16 protein-coding genes and 1 tRNA gene are annotated in these 17,377 nt (G+C 31.7%); 14 read left to right on the top strand and 3 right to left on the bottom strand.

The window, feature by feature from the left end; translation table 11 throughout:
• The first annotated feature begins 218 nt into the window (after positions 1-218).
• The 12 genes from DMA14_RS06350 to DMA14_RS06295 all read left to right on the top strand — a co-directional run bounded on the left by DMA14_RS06350 (position 219) and on the right by DMA14_RS06295 (position 10,910).
• Entirely contained in the window at positions 219-467 is a 249-nt protein-coding gene (locus DMA14_RS06350) for a helix-turn-helix domain-containing protein (protein WP_111423929.1), read from the top strand.
• Positions 468-757: 290 nt separating this feature from the next.
• Positions 758-1,045 carry a hypothetical protein gene (locus DMA14_RS06345; protein ID WP_111423928.1) on the top strand — a complete coding sequence of 96 codons (288 nt, stop codon included), beginning with the start codon at positions 758-760 and terminating at the stop codon, positions 1,043-1,045.
• Between the two features lie 10 nt (positions 1,046-1,055).
• Complete coding sequence (locus tag DMA14_RS06340) at positions 1,056-1,484, top strand: hypothetical protein (protein ID WP_111423927.1); 429 nt, start codon at positions 1,056-1,058, stop codon at positions 1,482-1,484.
• Between the two features lie 42 nt (positions 1,485-1,526).
• Positions 1,527-1,808 (top strand): MerR family transcriptional regulator, encoded by a 282-nt coding sequence (locus DMA14_RS06335; RefSeq protein WP_111423926.1) that lies wholly within the window; start codon positions 1,527-1,529, stop codon positions 1,806-1,808.
• Between the two features lie 192 nt (positions 1,809-2,000).
• Positions 2,001-2,471, top strand: coding sequence for a hypothetical protein (locus DMA14_RS06330; RefSeq protein ID WP_111423925.1), 471 nt, complete (start codon positions 2,001-2,003; stop codon positions 2,469-2,471).
• A gap of 705 nt (positions 2,472-3,176) precedes the next feature.
• On the top strand, positions 3,177-3,341 hold the full coding sequence (locus tag DMA14_RS22720) for a hypothetical protein (RefSeq protein WP_157957680.1): 165 nt from the start codon (positions 3,177-3,179) through the stop codon (positions 3,339-3,341).
• Positions 3,342-3,748: 407 nt separating this feature from the next.
• Positions 3,749-4,468 (top strand): hypothetical protein, encoded by a 720-nt coding sequence (locus DMA14_RS06320; protein WP_111423923.1) that lies wholly within the window; start codon positions 3,749-3,751, stop codon positions 4,466-4,468.
• A 109-nt stretch (positions 4,469-4,577) separates the two neighbouring features.
• Positions 4,578-5,615: a TIR domain-containing protein gene (locus DMA14_RS06315; RefSeq protein WP_111423922.1), complete on the top strand. Its 1,038-nt coding sequence runs from the start codon at positions 4,578-4,580 to the stop codon at positions 5,613-5,615.
• 29 nt (positions 5,616-5,644) lie between these two features.
• On the top strand, positions 5,645-6,874 hold the full coding sequence (locus DMA14_RS06310) for a DNA replication/repair protein RecF (protein ID WP_111423921.1): 1,230 nt from the start codon (positions 5,645-5,647) through the stop codon (positions 6,872-6,874).
• A gap of 35 nt (positions 6,875-6,909) precedes the next feature.
• A complete protein-coding gene (locus tag DMA14_RS06305) occupies positions 6,910-7,638 on the top strand; it encodes a peptide arginase family protein (protein ID WP_111423920.1) in 729 nt (242 codons plus the stop codon).
• Between the two features lie 80 nt (positions 7,639-7,718).
• Positions 7,719-8,879, top strand: coding sequence for a PD-(D/E)XK nuclease family protein (locus tag DMA14_RS06300; RefSeq protein WP_111423919.1), 1,161 nt, complete (start codon positions 7,719-7,721; stop codon positions 8,877-8,879).
• Positions 8,880-9,002: 123 nt separating this feature from the next.
• Positions 9,003-10,910 (top strand): alpha/beta hydrolase, encoded by a 1,908-nt coding sequence (locus DMA14_RS06295; protein ID WP_111423918.1) that lies wholly within the window; start codon positions 9,003-9,005, stop codon positions 10,908-10,910.
• A gap of 222 nt (positions 10,911-11,132) precedes the next feature.
• Here DMA14_RS06295 and DMA14_RS06290 read toward each other — a convergent pair whose 3' ends face one another.
• Together DMA14_RS06290 and DMA14_RS06285 are read right to left on the bottom strand one after the other, a co-directional pair.
• A complete protein-coding gene (locus DMA14_RS06290; RefSeq protein ID WP_111423917.1) occupies positions 11,133-12,206 on the bottom strand; it encodes a trypsin-like serine peptidase in 1,074 nt (357 codons plus the stop codon).
• A 5-nt stretch (positions 12,207-12,211) separates the two neighbouring features.
• Positions 12,212-15,826, bottom strand: coding sequence for a hypothetical protein (locus DMA14_RS06285; protein WP_111423916.1), 3,615 nt, complete (start codon positions 15,824-15,826; stop codon positions 12,212-12,214).
• A gap of 443 nt (positions 15,827-16,269) precedes the next feature.
• Here DMA14_RS06285 and DMA14_RS06280 point away from each other — a divergent pair, with 443 nt between their 5' ends.
• Together DMA14_RS06280 and DMA14_RS06275 are read left to right on the top strand one after the other, a co-directional pair.
• The gene (locus DMA14_RS06280) at positions 16,270-16,686 is read left to right on the top strand and encodes a hypothetical protein (RefSeq protein WP_157957679.1); all 417 of its coding nucleotides are present in this window, start codon (positions 16,270-16,272) and stop codon (positions 16,684-16,686) included.
• Position 16,687: 1 nt separating this feature from the next.
• Positions 16,688-16,972: a MerR family transcriptional regulator gene (locus DMA14_RS06275; RefSeq protein ID WP_111423914.1), complete on the top strand. Its 285-nt coding sequence runs from the start codon at positions 16,688-16,690 to the stop codon at positions 16,970-16,972.
• Between the two features lie 170 nt (positions 16,973-17,142).
• Here DMA14_RS06275 and DMA14_RS06270 read toward each other — a convergent pair.
• Positions 17,143-17,230 (bottom strand) — tRNA-Ser (locus tag DMA14_RS06270).
• Positions 17,231-17,377 lie beyond the last annotated feature (147 nt).

The following is a 17,377-nucleotide window of genomic DNA, read 5'->3' as shown; positions in this document are numbered from 1 at the left end:
CGCCAATGGACGTGAGCATCTTGCTTATTCTCTCGTGGTAAATGAAAAGGCCAATTTTCTAGTACGAGATTCAAAGCGAATGCTTCTATATTTTTAAAAGAAGTTTCGCAAATGTAATTAATAATGGAACAAATATAACAAAAAATATATTAAGTGGTATTTAAGTACTACAATATTTTTTTTCTAATAGCTGAAATTACATGTTATAAATATTTCAAATGGAGAAGGAGCAAAATAGCAAATTTTTAATATCATTCGGTAACAATTTGCATAAGTTTAGAACAGCTAAAAAACTGAGCTATAGAAAGCTTGCTCAAATGTGTAATGTTGATCATAGTCAGATAAGTAAAACTGAAAAGGGCCAAAAAAGCATTCAGCTAAAGACGATTTTTGATTTGGCTAGAGCGTTAGATGTTCATCCAAAAGATTTTTTTGATTTTGACTTTGAATTAAAAAAAGATGAATGAGTAAAAAAAATATTTTTTTTGTTATTAAATGTGATGGTTAGAATTATAAAAACTTAGCATTTTTTAATTATACTCTTCAATACTTCATTCTTTTTAAAGACTTTTAACTTTGCATATATTTCTAAAAGTTAAGTCTTAGAGCCTATATTTATATAGTATTTTTAACTATTAACCCAATTTTAACTTTAGGTTTAAATCAAGGGTACAACTTGGGTACAACAAAAGTTGTACTTGTGGATAAATTTGTTTAATTGTTACTTTGATTTTTGTTGAAATAAAAGAGAAGTAAAATGGATTATTCAAAACCTTTATCAGATTTTTTTCTGGCTATTGAAAGAGATTTCCGAATCAATACTACTCATATTGCAATATTTGCAACACTTATTCAATTTCGAAAAAATAGTGGGTCAATAAATCCTATACAAGTATACAGCTTTGAAATTCAGAAAATAGCTAAAATCGCTTCACCGAAGACTTACTATAAATGTATTGGAGAATTGCATGCATACGGTTATTTAACTTATATGCCAACTAAAAATAAGCAAAAACGTAGTAAGATATATTTTCATTTCAAATAGGCGAGTAAAAATGAAAAAAGTTAAAACATATGATATTATAGGTAATTTTTTTAAACTCGATACGAGATTAAAAAATATAGAAAGTCTAGTACAAACAAATGGATTTGGGAATGTTCAGGGCCAAGCCTTCTCTTGTAGTAATAAATGTAGAAGTTCTTATAATAAAATCGAGTTTGCAAATCTTTTCTATGTTTTAATGGATGAAGGTATTTTATATTTTGATTCAAATGATGCAAAAAAAAATCGAGGCTATTTCCAGGAATTTATAAGCGAAAATTTTACTTATAATGATAATGAAGGAGGCCAGAAAATAATAAGTACAATAAGTAGGCAGTTTTCTGAATGTAAAGGATATACCTATAAGATGAAGCAGATAAAATTTTTAGATGAGTTTATTGCATTAATGCAAGAACGTCGAAGAAGGTTGGAAAACTGGTAGAATGGATAAGAAAGAAGATTGATAATATGTAAAAGACTAGTGATGATGAAGAAGGAAAAGTGGTTATCTTATGTAATGGAAATGAAGGAGTTGATAGAGCTTGTATTGGCAAGACTGGAAAAGATTGATTCAAAAATCAGCCAAGGAAAAACTTTGAGGCCTGATTATTACCGGAATGAAGATTTAAAAAAGATGTTCGGGCTGTCCAATAATACTATTATAAAATACAGGCAGACAGGAGTCTTGCCTTATACTAAACTTGGAGATATCTTTTTGTATGACTCAGATAAAATCGATATGATACTTAAGGGAAATGCTTCTTAACATGCTAATCTCGGTCTTATAAAGGAAATTTTTCGCTATTAGAAACTATCTTCCTTATAAGCATTACTCTTAGAAACGATGTATGATTATTAGCTTTTAATGATGCATGAGTATTAGATCTTAATATTTGTGCTATTGTTCCATTTTAATTACATTGTGGATATTATTTAAAGTCACAATTTTAAAAGAAGGATGGAAAAGCTAAAGCCCACTAAACAACTTGCTCAAAATCTGAAAGATTTATTGAAAGATATCGGCGAAAATTCAGTTTTATTTCAAATTTACACAAGAATTCATTCAAGCGAATGGCAGGCATTCAAAAATCTGGAACATTCCGGCTGCGATATTGTCTTATTAAATCTGAAAACAAACAGGATAATAAAAATAGAAGTAAAGACCAGACAATCACTTTACACGACAGCGACGAGCAAAAATACAGAGGGAAAGCGACAATTTAATGTAACTAAAAATGAATACGATGAAATGGATTTACTGATATGTTTCTGGTTTGACTATAATTCATATTTCATAGTGCCCAAGTCTGATCTAGGTACTAATAATGCTAATATTAAACTCACGATAAAGAGAAACGGAGAAGGGGGCTACGGAATAAATGATAAATTTTTAGATAAATGGGAAAATCTGACCAGCCTACTATTGTAAATTTTGCAACACTAAAGTTTTTATACTGTGAACCAGAGTATTTCGAAAGGCAATTTTATTAATTAGCCATGTTTTTTAATAAGGGGCAAAAACTAATATTCTGTTTCTGGAAAAGCTTTCTTATGCTTAAAAATCGAAAATAGCTCAAAATCCATCTTCTAAAGGCGCACTGGAGAGTGTCTGTAGTTTCCATTTATTCTGTAAGTCAAGAATTAGAGATTGATTTTTTTTACTCTGTTTATACTCAAAAGTAACAATGAAATATTAACGATTGTTGATGAATGTATTGAGCTAGATAAAAAACTCAAAATGAAGATTGCTTACTATGAAAAATTAAAAAATACCATATCTAATATTAAGATTTAGTAGTACTTTCCAAACAATGGATAGAATATAAGAATATAACTTATGACATATAAAGAGGTGCTGTATGGCATCTTTTTTTTATGCCTATTAAAAATTAAAAAAATAACAGGTATTTATACGGTTATCTTTTCATTCCAAAAGAATTATTTTGCACTTTATAATTGATTGATTACAGAAAACTGTAGAATATAGAAAAAATTGTTATGTAGGTTTGCTGTTAATTTTTTGCAAAGACGTTTGCCAATCAAAATGCAGCTTCATGACATATGTGGAATTATGTTTCTTGTATATCGATTATGTGCAAGAATAAAGAAGTTTAAATGAACAGCTCTAAATATTATGTTACAACCAGCGAGTATTAAAGAATATATGGATAACCTTGCTAAGAGGTATCAAGAATTTTCTGAAGGAAAAGAAAAAACTGAACTTTGGAAGAAGATTGAAAAAAATGCCAATAAATATCTTCCTAATATTGATATTGAAGAAATAGATACTGAAAAATAAATAGCAAAACAATTTATGATTTATTACAAACGGAGAACAGGAAGATTTGTGGTTACTGAGCCACGACCATGGGCTCGCGAAAATCAACATCATTTCCCAGGAATTGATTTCAAGAAAAATCACCCAAAAACAGATACCATTCAAAATTATTTAATAGAAAATTTCAATTTTATGGTTGGTAATAATGATGAGCAAATATCTGTGTATATTCAATTTAGATCCAAACGTTGATGTTTAATATAAAATTTAACTTTTGAGTCAGGTTTGAATTAACAATAAAATTTCAAATCACTTGCTATCAAATTTTATTAATATCTTAATATTCCTATAATTTGAAATAGAAATTTAACGTAATTCATTTCATATGATTAATGATAAAATTAACTTGCACTAATTCAATCTGAACCATGAAAAAATGTGAATTTTCAGAAACTCAATTTTCATTCTGCTTTACTTTTGAGTACATAACTCGATTTTATCCTTTTGTACCATTGCCTATTTTTCCAAATACATATTGGGAGGGTAGAAAAGGTGGGGGTTATGACGTCAAAATTAAAGGTAATATATTTTTCCAATTCAAGATCCCAACATATCACGATAATGTATATCGTCCGTATTGGGATGTTTTCGGTCATGATTATTATAAAATGAAACTTGATACCAATGGGAAGCAGTACGAGTTATTAAAAGCACTTGTCAGACCATTTAATAAAGTGTATTACGCAGTACCAGAATTTCATACTATTACTGAGTTATATTTTAATTACTCCAAAAGTTCAATAGAGTCAAATTCTGGAATTTTTGCGTTAAATTATCTTCCTGCTTATGGTTCAGGTAAACATCATTTGATATTCAGCCCTCGGCATAATTGGGCTAATGTTTTTTCAGATCCCTATAGAATTGACAAAGTTCAAAATATAAATCCATATGAAATCTTTGCTGAAAATGATAATTTAGAAATTACAATTTACAGTCAAGCATTACAATTAAGGTCGCTATTGCTTGAAGATGTAGAAAATTCAGAATTGTTAGAAGAAAGTAAAGATCCACAAACTTTAGTTAAAAGCGTTCATTCTCTTTTGCTAGCAAAGTATAATGTACATTGGTATCCAATAATCGATTTTTAAATTCTATATTCAATAAGATTTTTCTGTTTTAATTAAACGATATCAAAAAGCGAAATATTTTTTTGAAGCTCTTTAAACAGTAAAAAAATAAGAAACATTCATTCAAGTTATGAGAAATAATTTTGCACTATTTTATTCATGGCAATCGGATATAAGGAATAATTCCATACAAGGTTGCATTGAGAAAGCAATTAGAGAAGTAAAAAAAAAGTATGAAAAAGAGCTTAATTTAGAAATTAATATAGATCGTGATACACGAAATAGAACTGGTAGCCCAGCTATATCCGCTACTATTTTCAATAAAATAGATACAGCGGATATTTTTATTTGCGATGTCACAGTAGTCAATAAAAATTGGCTGAACAAAATTTTGAAACACCGAGTTGGACCAAATCCAAATGTTTTAATTGAATTAGGTTATGCAGTAAACCAAATTGGTTGGGAAAGAGTAATTTGTGTAAATGATCTACGATATTCAAATCCGGAGGAATTGCCTTTTGATATAAGAGGTCACAGAGTTACTTCATTTAATAGTTCAGAAGATAAATTTAAGGATAATTTAAAGGGGCAATTATTACTGGCTATAAAGTCAATTGTTGAAAATTTTGAACAAATTGTAAAAGATCAAAACGAAAAAAACAACAAGTCTCACGATTTAAATTTATATCATAAATTTACCAAATTATGCAATGAAGTCACATTATTAGATAGTATTTCTCTTTCAGTCGATAGTCTGTTTACCAGTAGGTACTACTTCGAGAAATGGGATTTATTGGAGGAGTTTTACAAAATATCGGAGAATATTTTTATAGATGAATCTATAAATGAGTCTATTGCAGTTTTTCTCGAAGAATTGGATACATTTCATTCCATTGTTGGGCAGGCTTTTCATTTGGATTATGAAAATAGTCAATACAAAGAATATTTATCATTGAAAATGAGTGATATTGAGTTGACAGAAGAACAGGAATTTGAATTTAAACATGTTCAAATTTATAAAGCAATAAAACAACCATACAGAAATGAAAGCTGGCAAGAGGCAGATAAAAGAAACCTTGAATTGCAACAGAAGCTTTTTGAACAAGGAGAAAAGGTAAAATCAGCATACAGAGATTTTGTTATGATTGTTAAAAAGAAGTTGTTATAATAATTTAAAAGAAGAGCTTAAAAGATAATATGCCAAGAGACGAATTTTCAATAGAAGTTAAAAGGCGACTTGCACAAAGAGCAGGCTACTTATGTTCAATTTGCAGCAACATTACTGTTGGGCCTTCCGATGAAACCCACACTTCAGTGAATTTGATAGGAGTGGCAGCACATATAAGTGCAGCATCAGAGGGACTTGGCAGTAGGCGATATGACAGTGTTTTAACTTCTAAAGAACGAAGCAGTATTGACAACGGAATCTGGTTATGCAATACACATGCGGATTTAATTGATGGTGACGAAACAACATACACGACATCATACTTAAAATTTATCAAAGAAACGCATGAACAGAAAATTAAATTCAGACTATCAGGTATTAGTGTTGATAAGGGAGTGATTACTAAAATTGAACTTTCTAATTTTGGTCAAATAACAAGCCCTGTTGTATTGGAATTTACAGACAGAAATATAATATATGGCAATAATGGAGTTGGTAAGACACTCATTTTGGAATTAATTGCCTCACTTTCCGATAAATCATATTTAGAGAGATGGACTGATGACAGGGAAGTTAAAGCCAACTCTTTTTGTAATGTTTATTATTTCAAAAACCAACTTGATAAATTTTCCCTAGCAATAGACAATAAGGATAGAGTTTTGTATTCATTCAACGATACAGAAATTCCTTTTCTTGTGCCAACAATGACCATTTTATTCATTAGTGAAAGCTATTGGGACTATTTGAGAAGTCTTACAGAAGATGAAAAAGAAGATAAAAGCCTTGTAAAACTACTGTCCTCATACTTTAGATTATCCGAAGATGAGTTTTTGAATGTAATTGGAGGTATAATGAGGGATAAAAAGTTTTTCTTTAACGATATTAATTTTAATGAACAAAAGGACGATTTAATTGTTAAGGTCTCTGACAGATTACATAGTCCCGCTTTTTCATTTAGGGCATTATCAGGTGGAGAGCAAGACAGAGTTTTACTGGAAATAACATTAAAAATTGCCTATTATCATGCAAAATTCAATTCGACGATTTTGCTAATCGAAAACACAAGTTTTGGTACTCTTGACTCTAGGGGGATTAATAGTTTATTTGACATACTGCGAAATGAACAACCAAATTTTCAATTTTTCTTTACAACAATCCCAAATACAGATTATGATGTAGAGGGTTTTAAAGTTTATGAGTTGTTTGTGACCGATAAAAAAAATGTTGCTGTCCAGGTAAAGAAAAACATGCAAGACTAAACTCTAAATAAAATGGAAAATCACTAAAACAAATTATGGAGACAATTCTATTTAATGGTAAAAAAAGTTCTGATGAATTTGAATTAAACTTATTATGCAACGAGGGGAAAATTTATTTAATGGATAATCACTTGGCTGCTAGCTGGTGTTGGTTAAAAAAAATAGATATAAAACAACAGTATAATTTTTTACATATTGATAGGCATTATGATTTATTAGATAGTCAACTTGACAGTTGGATAGAAGCTTTACAGACTCAAAATATTAATATGGTCAACCTAACAATTGAGGAACTTGTTGGATTAAGATATGAGCAAAAAGATATGGTCAAAAAAAAGGATTTTTTTCCCATCTTTCGCTGGGATAGTTACATTACAATATTTGATAGGCTTTATCCTGGCTTACTAGCTTTAAATATTTTCGCTACTCAAAAAAATGGAGATCTGATTGATGAAATGGAAATTTCTGAAATTGATGCTTGGTACTTACAAGATAATTTATCTTACAGGGTAAATAAAACTGATCGAAAGTGGATTATAAATCTAGATATAGATTATTTCTTTACAAGTTACGACGATAACCAATATATTCAATTATATACTGATGAGTTTATAATTAGAATTGCGCAGGAAATAAGAAAATCAATGGAAAATGTTGCGGTTCTGACAATAGCATTAAGCCCTGAAATGTGCGGTAGTTGGGAGAATTCCGAAAAAGTTGCAAAATTAATTTTGCAAGAGCTTGACATCAATTGGCAAATTTAGGAGACTACTTTTTTCTGTATGCTGTAGAGCAATAAATTATAAATTTTCTATTAAGGGAAATGTAACAGGACAATCGGGTCATGGAAAAGCAGGTGGATAGCCGAACCTTAATGATGGGAAAAACTTTGTATAGAGTAATTCCCTACGTAAAATATGAGGGAAAGAATGGTCAAACATTATCATCTATGAGTAAAACTTTTTTCGAATATCTAGGAATCGCAGACATGGAAAGAATCCATTCTCAAATTTTGGCGTGGATATTTTCATCAGACTGCAATGCTTTAAGCGAGAGTCAAAAACGCGATTTGGTCATGAATATTTTTAAGTTGGAAAATGTATTAGAAATCAAGCATATTTTGACAGAAAGCCAAAGAATAGATATTATTATAGAAACAGACAGCGATTTGATTGTTATAGAAAATAAATTAAAACCCTCGCAGCATTCCAATCAGCTTGAACGTTATGTTGAGCTGTTTAGAAAGACTCATAAAGTCAAACCAAAATTTTATTTTTTAACTCTAATTGATGAAATAGTAAGAGATCCTAATTGGAAAAGAATTTCATATACACACATATTTAATGCTTTGCAAAAAATAAGACTAAGCGAGAATTCCCATTCAGTAATACTTACAGAATATATTGCTTATCTTGGAAAATTATCTGGATTGCTGATAGACTTTCAAAACGACAGTAAAAAATACGATATGGTTTTTTTAGATGGAAAGAAAAAGAAAGCCGATAAATTAAATTTTCTTTATAAAAATGAATATGAGAGGTTTATTGCTGAAAATCAACTTGAAACAATACTGCAAAAAAGCTTCTTAACTTCCCTTTCGCTTCGAATTGAAAAGGTAAACACTTTCGTTACCGATACCAGAGGCGACGCCTTGATTGATTTTCATTTAAAACCTAACATTTACTTTGGCGGAAAAAGATTCATGACAATGATTCAGTTGCAGAATGATGTCATAAAGTTTGCTTTCCTAGTGGCCGATAAATATGGTAGCTCAAGAAAAGACTGGATTCAAGGCATGATCCCAAAAATGCTTGAATTAAGTTCAGAAAATACATTTGGGTATGTCAAATGCAATCGTCCCAAGACCAAGGCTTATATATCAATATCCAAGAAACTTAATCGAAATTATTGGCATATGAATATGGACGAATTGGTCGCTTTTATTGAGCAAGAAATTGATAATGGAAATAGATTAACAGAGCTACTGGAATCAAAACTTAATTAAGGGTAGCTATCTTATCCAATAGTTCAGCAGAGAAAAAGGAGTTAAAACGCAGAAAAGAGTATAAAAAAAGAAGATAAACTTCCTCCGAGAATAAAATAAGATTTAAATATTTAATTGAATATTATGAGTGAAAAAGAATTACGCGACGAATTAATCAATTATGTTGTGAAATCAACACAACATGTTATTATGATTGACCCTGAAACGCTAATGCCTTCAAACGGAGGTAGTGGCTTACTACTAATTTATAAAGAAAGACTTTTTTTTGTTTCTGTCCAGCATGTCACTGATAAAGCAGGAAAACAGGCCGCTCTTGATACTGGTATTGGAGATGAAAATGGTACAAATCTGTATAGTTTGCCTGCATTAAATTTTATTGACCAATTCAGTGTAGAGGGACTCGATATTGGTCAGCCTGTATTGAAAAAATTGAAATCTTTAGATATCTGCTACACTGAGATAAAAGATTCCATTGAAATTAAGCAAACGTTGAAGAAATTTGGAGATACAGTTGTAACAGCTGACTTAAAAAGAATGATTTACACAGATCTGGATTACGAACCAACATTTGAAGAAGGATACTGCTTCCACGGCAGAATTAGGGGAGAATTAGAAGACAACACCCTGAACCAGATTGATAAACTAGTATTAGGAATGAAATATGATGGTAAAATTGGACCATTTGAAAGATTTATTCTAGAAGAAGAAGTTGTAAGTGAACTTGATTATCAGGGAACAAGCGGCGCACCAATATTTTCTGAAACTGGCGAACCTGTGGCATTAGTTGCTTATGGCTACATTGAAGAAAAATATTTGTATGGATTTTCTATGAGGGAACTCAGAAAGTATCTTGATATATACATACTTTTAGACTCAATTAATAATCCCACGGCAGAAGAAGGAGCAGTAGAACTAACCCATGAGGAGCTTTCAAAATTTGAACGCGAAAAAATGGAAACAGAGTTAGGATCATTATTCCATAATTTTGGTAATGATTTTGGAATTACTACTCATATCAAAAACATTATTAGTACTGAGTATATTTCATATCCTGTGTTATATGGAACTAACAGAAAATATGAAATTAAAAATAAAAAAATAGCATATAAGAATAAAAGAGATGCCAGTTTGCATACGGGAATTTGTGAGATAAGCATACCTCTTTCTCATCGAGTTGGCGAGTTAGAACGCCCTGACTGGTTTACAAGCCTTTTTTTTAATGATAGTCCTGAAAAGTATTTCACTATTCTTACAAATGAATTACTGGACAAGGATGCCTTTACTGAGATTCTCGCAGAAAAAATAGGTAAATCCGATCAGAATGATATTTTATTATTCATACATGGATATAATGTTGATTTTAAAGAAGCAATGTACCGCACAGCTCAGCTGGGTTATGATCTAAATTTTAAAGGCGGGGTAACTGCCTTTTCATGGCCTTCAGAGGCTACTGTTACGGGTTATGCTGCAGATACCGATACCGCTGCCCTTTCATCAAATTACTTGTGTGACTTTATTAAAATACTACTAGAAACTAAAGATTTAAAAAAAATACATATTATAGCTCATAGTATGGGCAATGTGGTATTAACTAATGCTTTGGTTAAATTGAAAAATGAAAACTTATTTCCTAACACTTTAATCAATCAAATTATACTTGCGGCGCCAGATATTGACAAAGACATCTTTATAAGTCAGTTAATGCCTGAGATAAATAGAAATTTTGGACTAACCCTTTATGCATCGGACAAAGATAAAGCATTGATTGCTTCAAAGAGAATTAGGAGTGGTTATATCAGACTTGGAGAGGGTGGAGACAACATTGTCATTGCAGAGGGTCTGGATTCAATAGATGCATCAAGGGTAGATACAAGTTTGTTAGGTCATGGCTATTTTGCAGATACACAAACCTTATTAAACGATATTCACATGACGCTTTTAGGTATACCACCGACAAACAGAATACTTGATTCAAAAAGTAAAATAATTGAGGGTACAACAAAATCGTATTGGGTTTTTAGAAATTCTTAATAAAGGATTATACTAAAATACTGATCGTAAATTTTTTTGATTGAAAGTGAATAAAATTGAAGCAATTCTCATATGAGAATTGCTTCAATTTGTAAAGGCCTATTTTTAAAATAGATTTGGACCAAAATGTTCCTGGTATTTCTGCAAGCCGAGAAAAGCATTTATTATAGTTAAGTAAAGAAGATACATTTAGCAGAGATTGTTTTCTCCAGTATCATCTGGTTAGTCAAGCACTAATTCGATACGTATGACTTTTTCTCCTAAGCAGTATGGTTGTCGGCAAACAACCGACTTGTAGCAATCGCCACGAAGTTCATAATCAATCATTCCCGAAACAAGTATGCCAATTAGTTTATGCGTTTTTAAATTAAAGACAGGTGATCCCGAATTGCCCTGAAAGCTATCAAGTGTGGTGTAAAAAAATTGATAGTTCGACTCATCAGATATAGTGGCATTTATGGCAAGTTTTTGTGGAAGCCCCATAGGATAACCAAGCATATAAATTTCATTTCCCTTCTTTAAAAGGGACGATTTCTCGCTGGCCAAAATTGGTCTTTTAATTGGACGATCTGTTTTAAAAATTGTAATGTCCAAATCAGGATCATTCTTGATTGTTTCAGATAAGAAATATACATCGTCAGCAGAAATACTACTTTCGGCAGTACCAAAAGTGTTCAATACCCTGTATCCAAAAATTACAGCATAGTCTTTCAAGGAGCCTTGCAATACATGGGATGCGGTCATCATTTTATTTTCTCCCACAACAAAAGCAGTTCCTGTTCCTACAACGATCTGTTCGGAAAACGCTTCGCCCTGACAAAGATTGAATTGTTTTCCTAAAGTATTCGTTGTGTTTAACTGATATGTATTTTCTGAAATCTTATTCAAATTTTTTCTTTCGATAACCATTGCAACGGATTCGCTTATTTTACGAATGTTTACATGTTCTTCATTATTAGGCGACAATTGAGCTATTTCGATTCTGCTGTCAAACTGGGTTGGACCATGCAGTCTTTTAGAATTATAAATTTCTGTTTCTGTTTCTGTCTCAACCTCGATTATTACAGATTCGAACTTCGTTACTGATTTTATACTTTTTTGAAATGCTTCTGTTTTTTGACATTCCTGAAAAAAATTTTCCTGTTCCTCTTTTTTCTGGAGATCCTGATTTGTGCGAAATTTTACATTATCAAGCTTCATAATTTCCTGGATTTTTTTTGGGGGCAAGGTATCCTGCCCATAAGACCAATTGATTGCCAGCTTTATCAATAAAATAATTAAAGGTCTTTTTAGCATAGTTTCTAATTTTTAGATCTTGCAAAAAGAGTGAACAAGGGGATGTCTATAACTGCGGAGATGCCAAAATAAAACACTTGTTTTTCATTTACGATTTGTGGTGCAGGATCGCTTCCTCCTGAAGCGGCTGTGTCAGGACTTAAAGCCTTTAAACGAGGACCGAATTGTCCGCCTATGTTAACTGCAAATGGGCTTTTGTTGAATCCAAGACTAAAATAGATACCAGGACTGAAAATATCCATAAAATCAAAATCTGGCAGTGTTTCAGTATCACTATCACTGTTTAGGCGAAGCCTCACAGGTGCCGCTATATCAATTACGGGCACATAAATTCCCAAGGTAACCTTTTTTCCGGCTGGCCACGGCTGAAAATAAAACCCGACAGGAGCTGTTATTCCTGTTGAATAGGTTTCTTTTGAACCATTAAAGTCTTTCCATGTGACACCAAAATACAGTCCGGGATACGAATTAATAGAAAAGTAAGAAGAGGTATGTTCTTTAAGCGAAGAACTTCCTGGAGGCAGAGCAAATGTATTTAGGGCTTTTTCTACATCCTCTGCACTGTCGGCATTTGCAATATCATTTACAAAATGAATCAATTTTATAGTATTATCATCCTTAAATTCAAATACATCAGGAAATACTTCGGGCATGTAATACTTAAAATTCTGAATCATCAGTTTTGTATCTTTTTTTAGCTGCTCATTTTTAACTTCATCGCCAAAAACGTAATACTCGATTGAATTATCAATAGCATCTTTAATTGTATTCTTAATTGATGTTTTTATTTTAACATCCGTTATATTATGTTTGGTCAGTAGGTCATCTACATTTTTTAATATTTCGTCGGTATTTATTCCTGCATATTCTTTATAGAATTCTGTGCTTTTGTTCTTGATGGACGTTTCAAAATCACCAAGTAGAGTGCTAAACTGATTATCAACGTCTTTATTTTGTATTAAATTATTTACAGTCTCATACGACTTAGAATAATCCGAAAGATTCGGGTTATTGTCCAGTGATATTTTTACCCAAAGACCAAGCTCTTTCTGACTTTTCAATTTGTCCTCATCTGTGTAAACTTTTTTATAGGAGAACAACTTTTTTAAATTACGCAATTGATTTATGTCATCAGCATTATTCACAAGGGCTGTTATAGAATTGTACACTTTTGACTGTGAATTATCTTTTCCAAAAGCAAGTGGTATTTCAATGGCCTTTATAAGAGCCGTTGTATAATTTTTTGTATGAAGGTCCAAGTATATGTCATTTACAGTTCTGGCTGTAATAAAATACGGTTTTGTTGTTTTGACTATAGTTTCAACAGATGGCGCATCAAATAATTTTAAATCTTTATCAGTGGCCAAAGTATCTATCACGCGCACAACACCATCGGCGAAATCAATCATATCACCCGCCAGACTGTGTACCTGCTCGGCTGTTACTTTTTCTTTTGCGCTATTGGCTTTTTTAATGTCATTAAAACTGGTATTTAAGCGTTCGGCGTTACTGGCTATTTGAATCATATTACTGGATATTATCTGATATTTTTTTTCTGCGGCCGTAACAGTTTCGGGCTTTATGATGTTTACCATAAGATTCTCCAAACCTTCTTTCAAAGTTTTTTTATTTGAATCTATATAATATGAAACATTGTAAAATTTTCTGTTCTGCTGGTTTAAAAAGCCTAGGTAAAGCATATAGAAATTTACCTCGCTGCTATAAGCGGCAACAAATGCAGTGGAAGCAAATCTTGGTTTATTATTTTCGACAACAACAAGGCTGTGCGCTATCATCGATGCAAACTTGATGCTGTTGGCAATATTGTATTTTAAGATGTCTTTTTTTTCTTCAGTTAAAGAAGAATTATAAACTGAAATCGCTGTTTTTAACTTATTTTGATTATCTTCAGCAATCGGCAATAGTTTATCATTAGCAACTTTTAATTGTTCAAAATTTGATTTGATATATCTATTAAAGCTGTCAATCTGATTTTCCGGTAGCCCATTAAAGTCTTTTTCTTTTATTTTCACTTCTTTTTCTGCATCATCCATTTCTTGTTTACTTTTGAGTAAATTATTTTGAGCAGCTATTATATCTGTGGCAAAAAGTGATTTATCCGTCAAATATAATGGATCGATTTTTTGGTAGTCTTTTTTAATAGCATCAAAGTCCTTTTTTTTGGCATTGAAATCAGCTTTGGCATCAAGAATGTTTTTTCCGGTTACAGCATTTGGGGTCTTTGTAAATTTCGCCTGAGAATTATCCAGATTCTTCTGTGCAGATTCAAGCTCTTTGGTAATTTTATCATATTTTGCAATAATGATATCATAATCAGCAAGTTTGTTAATGCTGTTCAACGATCTTTCTTCTTTTTCGTATTGGTCCTTCTTTGTTTTATAATCTCCTTTTTTACTGAGATATTCTGCCTTTACAGCATCATAGCCTGCAGATTTGTTAAATAGACCGATAATTTGCTTTTTACTATCAGCTATTTTTTCAGCCTGCACTTCAATGTCCATATTACCCCAACGCTGAATATTGCGGCTGTTTTCAAGAATATCAAAATAGTCAATTGGATTTTCAAGTTTTTGTATCTGCGGAATCAGTTCCAGTGCTTCAAAAGCAAAATCAAGATCGGGATGCATTTTTATATAGCTTCTGAAACGGGGCGTATCCTTAAGGTTTGGGGCATTGTTCATTAAATTGTTAAGGTCCTGTTCGATATACTGTTTGAGGTCATTTATAAAATTTAAGGTACGTGTGCTGTCAAATGATTTTAAATATGAGGTTGTTACAGGTAAAAGCACCATCAGTTCATTTAGATAGCTTTCCGGTTTTGGATTATTTAAATATTCCTGTACTTTTTGAACTGCGTATGTAGTGAGTTCGTCCTTAATACGTTTTGCAAGGAATTTGCTTAATCCGTCTATGGCTGCTTTAAAAGCGAGATCACCTCCAAAAAAAGGGAGTGCTTTTTGTATCGAAGAAGTATAATTAACCTTTGAATAGACATCTTGTCTAAATTTGGTGACTTGGTCATATTTGAAGATGAATAATTCCAGCATAAAAGATAGATATGGATTTGAATCTTTGAAATAACCATATAAAATCAATAATTGATTGGCATCATCCTTAATCTTACTTTCTTCGTAAGTCTTTTTTGTAGATTGAAGATCGTCATTTAAACCTTTAAGTATCTCATAAGGCCCCGATTCAGTGTCTGCAGTACTGCTTGAGACATTAACTGAAGCAATTGTTTTGGACATGTTATTGTATTTTGTAGAAGATTCTATATAATCCTCATATGCAGATTTAAGATCATTATCCTCATACTTTATTTGGTGTATGCCGATGCTCGAAGTATCAGTCAGTACAGTTTGTTTCAAGATAAATTTATCAGGATTGTAATCGACTCCCGCATATACTCTGAATGTTGCCAGTACTTCATCCATATCTTTTAGAATTGTTTCATTACGTGAGGCAATATCCAAAGAGCTGTAGTCTTTTTTAAGAAGGTCTACTAACCGGGCTGCATGTCCTGCAACGGGAGCAGTCTTTTGAGAATAGCAATAAATCTGCAATGCAAATAGCAATAATAGGGTAGAGATTATTTTCATAATAACGGAGGATTTTTAATGACTTTTAGTACAAAAAAAAATAAAGATAATTAGTTGAATATTCATATGTGCAAGTATAAATACCTGTTTTGTTTTAACTTGTATTATTCTGTTTATTAAGTGTTTAAAAGTTTTATTCCTACTGTCCAGTAGTTAATTTTTAGGATAAATTAAGTTTTTTTTAAGAGCCCTAAAAGTGGGCAATTATGATTTAATAAATTCAAAAAAATAAATAAGACATTGTCATTTGCTTCCTTCTAAGGACAAAGATTACCGACCAGTTATGTTTGAGCATTTTTTGCATTTAATTTGCCTGACCAATGAATTTTAAAGGTATGAAGACATAAAAGGATACAGTTTATAATGATTCAAAGATGTATGTCCCTTCATTGAGAAATAATAAAGCAAATTGAATCTTTTTATTACCAAATAAGATGAAAGATATGAAGATTGATACTCCGGAGACTGTGTCAAAACTGCTTAGAGTGATCTACCGCAAAATAAAATCACTTGAAAAGTCAGTAAATGGAGAGAGCAGTTCAAAAGCAAAAAGAATGGTATGCTGCTCAAGTCTTAAAAAAAATGAGCTCGCATTTATCCTCTATATCTTAATGGACGAAGGCATCCTGTTTTTTGACAGGACTAACCCTGTGAAGAACAGGTCTTTGCTGCAGACCTTTTTTGAAAAGAATTTTAGTTACAGAGGGGAGGAGGGTCTGCAAATGCCCGTCAGATCGATTAGCAGGGAATTTTCAGAGGCAAAGGGCTATACTTATCAAGAAAAGCAATGCCGTCTGCTTGACAGCATAATAAACCGGTTGCAACGCCGCAAGGAAAGGATTAAATTAAAATCTCAATAAAATGGAAAAAAATAAAATTTCGTATAAACCCAGGCTTTTTAGTGCACTACAAAGTATTCTAGAGCCACTTTTTCTAAAAATAGAAAAGATTGAACTGAGTATCAATTCATTTAAAGTAAGACCTCAATATTACAGAAATGAGGATTTAAAAAAGATGTTTGGACTGTCCAATAATACCATTATAAAATACAGACAGACCGGAATTTTGCCCTATACTAAGCTGGGAGATATTTTTTTATATGACAGTGGAAAGATCGATAAAATACTCAGAAGCAACGAATCATAATTCAGCATTTATTAGTTACCCAGATTCTAAAAGAGAGTTCAAAGTAGGGTGGGTAACTAAAAAAGGACACTTTTTTGCAATTAGGATTCGACACAATTCTAAATAAGAAAGCCTTTAAACACTAGTGTTTAAAGGCTTTTTACTTTTAAAGTTTTTTTTGAAACTTCATCTGGCGGAGGAAGAGGGATTCGAACCCCCGGACCTGTTACAGTCAACAGTTTTCAAGACTGCCGCATTCGACCGCTCTGCCATTCCTCCAGTAAGATGCAAGCATTTGCATGTTTGCGGGTGCAAATATAGGACGTTTTTTTAATTCCAGAAATTTTTTTGATAATATTTATAAAGAAAAATAATATCCGTATCTAAAGTAGAGTAAATCATGTATAATTCTTTCACTAAGAATAA

Origin of the sequence: Flavobacterium sharifuzzamanii, assembly GCF_003254585.1 — a bacterium.
GTDB classification, from domain to species: Bacteria; Bacteroidota; Bacteroidia; order Flavobacteriales; family Flavobacteriaceae; genus Flavobacterium; species Flavobacterium sharifuzzamanii.
The sequence above is the reverse complement of the archived record's forward strand: the minus strand, read 5'-3'. Positions and strand labels throughout refer to the sequence as shown.